The following is an 8,665-nucleotide window of genomic DNA, read 5'->3' as shown; positions in this document are numbered from 1 at the left end:
GCAACTTTACCTTTTGAGGTTGTTTCTGACTTTGCTAAGATTGAATTATATGAAGTGCAGATTATATGAATTGGCCTTGTGAATCGGAGTTTTTCAACAGACTGTAAAGATTTGCCCCCAAATTTTGCCCCTGTATAACTTTGTATCCTCTTGCAACATATGAACCTGATACTCAATGACATAAGAGACATAGAGTTTAACCGGATAGAATACAACAAAGAAAGCGATGATTATTTCGAGATAATTGAGGGGAAAATTCCGGTTTTGCTCTCAGCCCCTCATGGCGCTAAGCACTTAAGAAATGGAGTCTGGAAGGGAGAGGATGGATATACTTCGTCAACGGCTATAAAGCTCGGAGAGCTTACAGGCGCTCACGTCATATTTGTAAAGAACAAGACAAGAGAAGATTCAAACTATTTAACCAACACAAGATATAAGGATGTTATAAGAAAGTTCGTGGATGGAAAAGGGATAAAATTCCTCGCAGATCTTCACGGAGCAGACATTACGAGGAATTACAAGATTAATGTCGGAATAATAGATAAAGATAACATGGAAGAGTGCTCATGCCCCAGGCTAAAGCCTACAATTGAAGAATCACTCCGAGCTATCCAGGACCCTTTGTTTAATCTTGATAGGTTTACAGCTGGCAGCTCGGGAACAGTGACTTACTTCGCCAAGCATACCTGCGGCATCGAAGCAGCACAGTTTGAAATCAACGCAAGATATAGAATAATAGAAAGAAAACCGGACAGATCTAAAGCTATGAATAGGGAGGAACCTGATTTTATGGCTGAGGAAAAGAACGTTCTCGAACTCTTAAGATGTCTGAAAGAAATGGTTTTAAGAATCAAAGGGAAAATTGAAGAAGCTCCTGTCCCCTCTAGGCCTTTTTTTGAGTGAGAGTTTTTAACTCTTTTCCAAGGGGAGAAAAGAGGGTCCGCCCTTGGCATTTGACAAATCATTCTATGGGGTCTATGGGGTCTTTTTAACAGAAAGGATATAGATATGTGCAAGTCTGGTTACCAAATCAGTTTTGTAGGGGCGAGCCATGGGTTATCCAAAGACATGCGGTATCTGTATTAAAGAAAAGATAAATGCCGAGCTTCAACCCCCTTTCCTCAATGGTCTCGTTGTGGTCCCAGGATAACCCGGGCAATACAGCCAGTTTTTTGGAGGGGAAACAATGAATGAAGATCTTTTACATTTTTTTATTTCGAACTATGGACGAGGCCATGTGGTTCTCGTTGGCGCTTCCGATTTGATCGGAGAGGCCATTCGGGTTGGCCAGTGTAAACTAACACCTAATGGCGGGCCATCGCTGTGGTCGCATACGTTTATCATCGGAGAAATGCGTCCAGATCAGCGCGGCCCGGGTCACACGACAGGTCGCAGTCCATATCTCTTCGAAAGCGATATACATATCGATCCACGCCGCGCGCAGCTTCGGAATGGGGCTCAGGAGAACTGGATTGGGAAGTGGTGTCGGGATGACATTGAACACGCAGCGATCCTCAATTTTGATCTCAGCAGATCCGAACAAGATACCGTTCTAGGCACAGCCTTACAACTCTGCGATGAGCAGCTGCAGTATCCAATTCTAGAACTGGTGGGTACATGGTTGGCGATCGTCACGAGACGGGTGTGGGCACCGAATCCTTTCGATGATCCGCATGCGATGTATTGCAGCGCTTTTGTGCGGTATTGCTACCAGCAGACTGGACGAGATTTCTTGGGTGATGAGATAGCGCTATCAAATACCGCGCCTGAGCATATAGCACAGAGCGGGCCGTTTCAAGCTGAGTGGCATAAATGACATCTGTTTTGGTGCAAATCCCTATGTAGAATTTCGGGGTCTTAACAGGTTGTTGCCCAAACCCAAATTTGACAATAAACGCGCTTTATCTTGATTTGGTATTGCAGTAAAATCAATAAGTTAATTTATCTCTTTGATAACAAATTTTTCTTAAACAGTATCCCTCAACTATTTTGAAGGATTGTGCGGGTAGGTACTTATTTTTTCGCCGCCATTTGATAGAGGCTGATGGCGATGACAAGCAGAAGGCAGATCCCGCTAAAGCGCAGATAGCTCAGGGGGAGAAGGCCCCATACGACAAACTCGACGAGCTTGGCGATGACCCCCATTATTAAACTGGCCAACCCTAAGGCCAGAAATATCTTGCACAAAAAGGAATAGATCCACCCCATTTTATCCCCTCCTTTTTTAAGTTAACCCTTGTCTTAAAGACCAATGCTTATCCAGGATATATCACCTGAGACAATATGGCAAGCCCTTTTTCCCTTTTGACTGCTTTGAAGATTACTGGCCGGGAGAGATCAGAAATCTATTGACAAGGAGGGGCATTTCGTTTATATCTAATTGTGAAAATTTTTACTATCTTTCGGTTCGTTTTTAAAAATTATCTTAATGAAAGGAGCATGACAAAATGGGAGAGGTAGTGATAGTCAGCGGTGTAAGGACTCCCATAGGGAGTTTTGGAGGCAGCCTTAGGGGCACGCCGGTGGTGGAACTGGGGAGCTTGGTGATCAAAGAGGTCCTGAAGAGGGCTGGCTTGCGCCCTGAGATAGGTCCTGAGATGATGGATTTTGGACCGGAGGCCCTCAAGGGTGAGGGGATGACGGAGTTAGAGAAGAGATGTTACGATTGGGATGAGTCCCTGCGGCCCGTTCAGGTGGATGAGGTGATTATGGGGAATGTACTGCAGGGGGGACAGGGGCAGAACACCGCTCGTCAGGCGACCATATACGCGGGACTGCCCAAAGAGACCAATGCCTACACAATTAACAAGGTGTGTGCCTCAGGCCTTAAGGCCATTACTGTCGGGTCCCAGGCCATAAGCCTGGGTCAGGCGGAGATTATAGTGGCTGGCGGCATGGAGAATATGAGCCATACCCCCTATGTTCTGCCCAAGGCGAGGTGGGGGTACAGGATGGATGTCTCATCCAAGGGGGAGTTCATCGACCTGATGGTCTATGATGGTCTTTGGGAGATATTCTACGGTTATCACATGGGGTATACGGCGGAGAACATCGCCGCAAAATATGGGATCAGCAGACAGGAGCAGGATGAACTGGGCCTTTTGAGCCATCAAAGGGCCAGGGCGGCCATCACAGAGGGGATCTTTCAGGAGGAGATCGTACCGGTCCAGATCCCCCAGAGGAAGAAAGAGCCCCTTATCTTCGACACTGATGAACGTCCCATGGACACCAGCCTGGAGAAGATGGCCAAGCTCCCTACAGTCTTCAAGAAGGATGGGACGGTTACTGCTGGGAATGCCTCGGGGATCAACGATGCTGCAGCAGCCGTGGTCATTATGTCGAAAGAGAAAGCGCAGGAACTGGGCCTGAAGCCCCTGGCCACCATCAAGGCCTTTGCCTCCGGTGCAGTGGATCCCGCCTACATGGGGTTGGGGCCCATCCCGGCGGTCAAAAAGGTCCTCAAGGCCACCGGATTGAAGATCGGGGATATAGATGTGGTGGAGCTCAACGAGGCCTTTGCCTCCCAGGCCATCGCCTGCATCCGAGAAATGGGGCTCGATATGGAGCGGACCAATATCCACGGCAGCGGTATCTCCCTGGGCCACCCCATCGGTTGCACCGGGGCCAGGGTCACGGTAACCCTCATCAATGAGATGCGACGCAGGGGGGCACAATATGGTCTGTGCACCATGTGCATTGGAGGCGGACAGGGAATGGCCATGATCGTGGAGAAATAGGAGGATAGCAAATGGGCTACAAGAATCTGGTCTTGGAGGTAGAAGAAGGGATCGCCCTGTTGAAGATCAATCGCCCCAAGGTCCTCAACGCCCTCAATCGGGAGACCCTTTTAGAGCTTCAACAGGCCCTGAAGGAGGTCCAGGGGAGGGCAGATGTGCAGGTAGTTATCCTCACCGGCGAGGGTGAAAAGTCCTTTGTGGCCGGTGCCGACATAGCGGAGATGAAGGATATGACCCCTGTGGAGGCCCGCGCCTTTTCCCGATTAGGGCACGCCGCCCTGGGGATGATTGAGAACCTCAAAAGGCCTATCATTGCCGCGGTGAACGGCTATGCTTTGGGAGGAGGGATGGAGATCGCCCTGGCTTGTGACTTCATCTATGCCTCGGAGAAGGCCAAACTAGGTGTGCCGGAGGTGACCTTGGGCATCTTCCCAGGATTCGGCGCCACCCAGAGGCTTCCCCGGTTGATCGGTAAGGGGAGGGCGAAGGAGTTGATCTTCACGGGGGAGATGGTTGATGCCCAGAAGGCCTATAGCTTGGGGATCGTCAACAAGGTCTTTCCCCACGATACATTCCTGGAGGAGGTCAAAAAGACCGCTCGTAAAATAGCCCACAATGGACCGGTGGCCGTGAGCATGGCCAAAGAATCGGTGAATGCCGGCTATGACCTGGGTACAGAGGAAGGGGAAGCCATCGAGATAACTACATGGGCCAATTGCTTTGCTACCTATGATCAGAAGGAAGGGATGGGGGCCTTTCTGGATAAGAAAAAGCCCCAATTCAGGGGTGAATAAATCCTCAGAGCCTGGAATTCATCCCCTGAGCGTTTAAAGGTTCTCAAGAGCGACATTTTATCCGGGCAGTTCTTCTATAACTACGTTTGATTTCTTGAATTGCCCTTTTCTCCATATGTTCAGTTCTACCCTGGTATTTACCGGGGTTGTGGCCACCAGGTTTCTCAATTCCATTGCCTCCTCGATCTTTTCATCACCGTAGCTCAAGACGATGTCCCCCCTCCTCAAACCTGCCTTGGCAGCAGGGCTGCGGGGTTGGATCTCTACGATGAGGGCACCCCCTGGTTTTTGAAGACCGAATTCTGCGGCTATCTGAGGGGTAATCTCCTGCACCGAAACCCCTAGCCACCCCCTGATTACCCTTCCATGTTCAATGATCCCCTCCATCACGGCCTTGGCTATGTTGGAGGGGATGGCGAACCCTATCCCCTGATATCCCCCGGTGCGGGAGATGATGGCCGTGTTTATACCGATCAGATCCCCCTCTATATTTACCAAGGCCCCTCCTGAGTTTCCGGGGTTGATGGCGGCATCGGTCTGAATGAAGTCCTCATAATCGACGATGCCCACATTGCTCCTGCCCTTGGCGCTGATGATCCCCATGGTGACGGTTTGTCCTATGCCGAAGGGATTGCCGATGGCCAGCACGATATCTCCCACCCGGGCATTGTCGGAATCCCCTAGGGGGATGAAATGGAGATCCTTGCCGTCTATCTTCAGGATGGCCACGTCCGTTTTCGGATCGGTACCAACGATCCTGGCCTCAAACTCCCTCTTGTCAGCAAGGCTCACCTTTATCTGGGTGGCCTTAGAGATTACATGATTGTTGGTGATGATATAGCCGTCCTGGGTGATGATTACTCCTGAACCAAGGCTTCTCTGTACCCGTTCTCGCGGAATCCCAAAGAATCGGGAGAAGTCTTCGCCGAAGAAGTCCCTGAAAAAGGGATCCCGGAACAGGGGTGAAGAGGGCAGCTCACTGGGGGTACGGTAGACCCGCAGGGAGGATATATTTACCACTGCCGTCATCACGCGTTGGGCCACCGCAGAGAGGCTTACTGCCAGGGATTTGACCTCCCCGGATGCCCTGGTCTTTGCTTCGACGATGAGAGATGTCTTCTTTTTCGCGGGCGGCTTCCCTTTGCCGGGCAAAAACCAACCTGTCTGGTAAGATATAATGATCCCCAGAACGAGCCCCAACAATAAAAATAGGAGATGAAGGGACCATCTTTTCTCTTTAACGTTCACCTTGCCCTCCCTCGAATAAATTTTTTTGATATTACTTGTTTTCTTTAACCTTTTCAAGGTTTAAATGTAATAAATTTTGGGATTGACCTCTTTTTTTAAATAAGATAGCCTTGATTAGTTAAAATTTTTGCCTCTCGGAGCGATGATGGAGGAGAGTGAATTCTTAAAACAGAGGAGGGAGAAGATAAAGACCTTGGAGGAAATGGGAGTTGACCCCTTCCCCAATGATTTTAAGGTAGAACATACCTCCCTTGAGATCTTACAGGGCTATGGGGATTGGTCCTCGGATGCCCTCCAAGATCTAGAGGAGGCCTTTAGCTGCGCTGGCCGCATTATGGCCATCAGGGTCTTCGGCCGCGCGGCCTTCGCCCATCTGCAGGATAGAAAAGGGAGGATACAGGTATACCTACGTAAGGATCTGCTGGGGAAGGAACTTTTCGATCTGTTTAAGAAGTTAGATGTGGGGGATTTTTTGGGGGTGAAGGGGAGGCTTTTCCGGACCAAGACAGGGGAGTTGACCATCGAGGCCGCTTTCATTAGGTTATTGGCCAAATCCTTCCGCCCCCTCCCGGAGAAATGGCACGGCCTGACCGATGTGGAGATCAGGTATCGACAGCGTTATCTAGACCTTATCGTGAACGACACGGTAAAAGAGACCTTTTATAGAAGGAGTGAAATCATCAAGGGGATAAAGGAGTTTCTCCTCCAGAGGGACTTTCTGGAGGTGGAGACCCCCATGATGCAGCCCATCCCTGGGGGGGCGGCTGCACATCCCTTTAAGACCTATCACAATGCCCTGGACATGGAGCTCTATCTGCGCATAGCGCCGGAGCTGTACCTAAAACGATTGGTGATCGGAGGGCTGGAGAGGGTTTTTGAATTAAACAGGAACTTCCGCAATGAGGGGCTTTCCTCCCAACACAACCCCGAGTTTACCATGCTGGAGTTCTATCAGAGTTATAGCACCTATGAGGACCTGATGTCCTTGACAGAGGAGATGGTCGGTGAGATCGCCTCGAGGGTTTTAGGTTCTTACAAGATCACCTATCAAGGGTTAGAATTGGATCTGAACCCTCCCTGGCCCAGGGTCACACTGAAAGAGGCACTTGTTAAGTATGGAGGTATGGAGCCCTCTTCTAACATAATAGAGGACTACCTTCAAGCGCGGGAACGAGCGCAGGAACTGGGCTTGGAGGTGGAAGGGAATGAAAGCCACGGAGAGCTTTTGGTTAAGATCTTTGAAGAGCTAGTAGAGCCCAAACTCATCCAGCCCATCTTTATCACCGAATACCCGGTGGAGGTATCTCCCCTGGCCAAGAGAAAAAAAGATGACCCAGCGGTTACGGAGAGGTTTGAGCTCTTCATGGTGGGTAGAGAGATAGCCAATGGTTTCTCCGAGCTCAACGACCCTGAGGAGCAGAGGGAGAGGTTTCAGGCTCAGGTGGCCCAAAGAGGGGCGACTGATGTAGAGATGTCATTCATAGATGATGATTTTCTCATTGCCCTGGAATATGGGATGCCCCCCACCGCAGGGGAGGGGATAGGGGTAGATAGGTTGGTGATGATCTTGACCGACTCCCCCTCCATAAGGGATGTCATCTTCTTTCCCCAGATGAGGAAAAGGCCCTGATGCTTCCCTATGAACTTTTTATCAGCCTCCGCTATCTTAAGGCCAAGAGGAAGCAGACCTTTATATCCATCATCACCTTTATCTCCATCTTGGGGGTGATGTTGGGGGTAATGGCCCTGATCGTGGTCCTCGCGGTGATGAACGGATTTGAACATGAAATGAGGGAGAAGATCTTGGGGACCAATGCACACATCCTCCTGCTTAGATATGGTGGTGGGATAAAGGATTATTACGGTGTTGTGGAGAAGGTTGAAGAGGTGCCAGGTGTGCGTGCCGCCGCCCCTTTCATCTACGCCCAGGTCATGCTGTCCAGCAAGGGAGGGGTGGCCGGGGCAGTCCTGCGGGGGATAGACCCCTCTTACGAAGGTAAGGTGTCCAGGCTACCCCAAAACATCAAGGAAGGGAGCATCAGTAGCCTGAACCGAGATGCTGGGGGGAGGCTCCCCGGCATCATCCTGGGGAGGGAGCTGGCCAAGAATGTGGGTGTCTTCCTCGATGACCCGGTGAACGTTATCTCCCCCCTGGGGGATGTGACCCCTTTGGGGATGACGCCCCGGGTAAAGAGATTTCGGGTGACAGGGATATTTGAGTCCGGGATGTTCGATTATGATTCCACCTTGGCCTATATTTCCCTGCCCAACGCACAAAAGTTTCTGAGGATAGGGGATGTGGCCACGGCCATAGAGATCAAGGTGAAGGATATATATAAGGCCCGCGCCATTGCGAAGAGGGTAGAGGGGGAACTGGGTTTTCCTTACAAGACCAGGGATTGGATGGAGATGAACAAAAACCTCTTCTCGGCCCTGAGGATGGAGAAAAGGGTGATGTTTATCCTTTTGTCTCTGATAATTGGGGTGGCCGCCTTCAACATCATCTGTACCTTGATCATGGTGGTGATGGAGAAGAACCGCGATATCGCCATCCTCAAGTCCATGGGGGCGAAGCGCAGAAGTATCATGAAGATATTTGTCTTTGAGGGCCTGATCGTCGGCCTGGTGGGGACCTTTGTAGGGTCGGTCTTGGGGCTCCTCATCGCCTGCAACATGGAGGGGATCTCCAACTTTGTGGAGAGGTTGTTCGGTTTTAAGATTCTTCCAGGAGATGTCTATTATATAAGCCAGCTCCCCTCTAGGGTGGATTCCTCGGATGTAATAATAGTGGTCTGTGTGGCCATAGGGATAAGTCTGCTGGCAACCATCTATCCGGCCTGGAAGGCATCGAGCCTGGACCCAGCTGAAGCCTTGCGGTACGAGTGA

General features: G+C 50.4%; 8 protein-coding genes. 6 read left to right on the top strand and 2 right to left on the bottom strand.

The genetic code is table 11. The features are described from left to right. The first annotated feature begins 159 nt into the window (after positions 1 to 159). Together JRI46_04790 and JRI46_04785 are read left to right on the top strand one after the other, a co-directional pair. Positions 160 to 903 carry a hypothetical protein gene (locus JRI46_04790; GenBank protein ID MBW2038903.1) on the top strand — a complete coding sequence of 248 codons (744 nt, stop codon included), beginning with the start codon at positions 160 to 162 and terminating at the stop codon, positions 901 to 903. A gap of 283 nt (positions 904 to 1,186) precedes the next feature. Then, positions 1,187 to 1,816, top strand: coding sequence for a hypothetical protein (locus JRI46_04785; protein MBW2038902.1), 630 nt, complete (start codon positions 1,187 to 1,189; stop codon positions 1,814 to 1,816). A gap of 197 nt (positions 1,817 to 2,013) precedes the next feature. On the opposite strand, the gene JRI46_04780 is transcribed toward JRI46_04785, so the two are convergent. Further along, positions 2,014 to 2,208, bottom strand: a complete 195-nt coding sequence (locus tag JRI46_04780; GenBank protein MBW2038901.1) for a hypothetical protein — start codon at positions 2,206 to 2,208, stop codon at positions 2,014 to 2,016. Positions 2,209 to 2,447: 239 nt separating this feature from the next. Here JRI46_04780 and JRI46_04775 point away from each other — a divergent pair, with 239 nt between their 5' ends. After that, a complete protein-coding gene (locus tag JRI46_04775) occupies positions 2,448 to 3,737 on the top strand; it encodes an acetyl-CoA C-acetyltransferase (GenBank protein MBW2038900.1) in 1,290 nt (429 codons plus the stop codon). A gap of 11 nt (positions 3,738 to 3,748) precedes the next feature. Next, on the top strand, positions 3,749 to 4,531 hold the full coding sequence (locus JRI46_04770; protein ID MBW2038899.1) for an enoyl-CoA hydratase/isomerase family protein: 783 nt from the start codon (positions 3,749 to 3,751) through the stop codon (positions 4,529 to 4,531). A 57-nt stretch (positions 4,532 to 4,588) separates the two neighbouring features. Here JRI46_04770 and JRI46_04765 read toward each other — a convergent pair whose 3' ends face one another. Continuing rightward, positions 4,589 to 5,560 (bottom strand): Do family serine endopeptidase, encoded by a 972-nt coding sequence (locus JRI46_04765; protein MBW2038898.1) that lies wholly within the window; start codon positions 5,558 to 5,560, stop codon positions 4,589 to 4,591. Positions 5,561 to 5,921: 361 nt separating this feature from the next. On the opposite strand from JRI46_04765, the gene lysS reads away from it, so the two are divergent. Both lysS and JRI46_04755 read left to right on the top strand, forming a co-directional pair. Continuing rightward, complete coding sequence (lysS, locus tag JRI46_04760) at positions 5,922 to 7,409, top strand: lysine--tRNA ligase (protein MBW2038897.1); 1,488 nt, start codon at positions 5,922 to 5,924, stop codon at positions 7,407 to 7,409. Further along, positions 7,409 to 8,665 (top strand): lipoprotein-releasing ABC transporter permease subunit, encoded by a 1,257-nt coding sequence (locus tag JRI46_04755; GenBank protein MBW2038896.1) that lies wholly within the window; start codon positions 7,409 to 7,411, stop codon positions 8,663 to 8,665. The genes lysS and JRI46_04755 overlap by 1 nt, the downstream gene beginning before the upstream one ends.

Source organism: Deltaproteobacteria bacterium, from assembly GCA_019308925.1.
In the GTDB taxonomy this organism is placed as follows: Bacteria; Desulfobacterota; B13-G15; order B13-G15; family RBG-16-54-18; genus JAFDHG01.
Note: the sequence above shows the minus strand (reverse complement) of the source record. Positions and strands in the feature narration are given on the sequence as shown.

Bases quoted from the DNA above. Each gene is read 5' to 3' on its own strand.
- JRI46_04765 (MBW2038898.1), bottom strand. From the start codon at position 5,560: ATGACGGCAGTGGTAAATATATCCTCCCTGCGGGTCTACCGTACCCCC.
- JRI46_04785 (MBW2038902.1), top strand. From the start codon at position 1,187: ATGAATGAAGATCTTTTACATTTTTTTATTTCGAACTATGGACGAGGC.
- JRI46_04755 (MBW2038896.1), top strand. From the start codon at position 7,409: ATGCTTCCCTATGAACTTTTTATCAGCCTCCGCTATCTTAAGGCCAAG.
- JRI46_04770 (MBW2038899.1), top strand. From the start codon at position 3,749: ATGGGCTACAAGAATCTGGTCTTGGAGGTAGAAGAAGGGATCGCCCTG.
- JRI46_04775 (MBW2038900.1), top strand. From the start codon at position 2,448: ATGGGAGAGGTAGTGATAGTCAGCGGTGTAAGGACTCCCATAGGGAGT.
- JRI46_04780 (MBW2038901.1), bottom strand. From the start codon at position 2,208: ATGGGGTGGATCTATTCCTTTTTGTGCAAGATATTTCTGGCCTTAGGG.
- JRI46_04790 (MBW2038903.1), top strand. From the start codon at position 160: ATGAACCTGATACTCAATGACATAAGAGACATAGAGTTTAACCGGATA.
- lysS (MBW2038897.1), top strand. From the start codon at position 5,922: ATGATGGAGGAGAGTGAATTCTTAAAACAGAGGAGGGAGAAGATAAAG.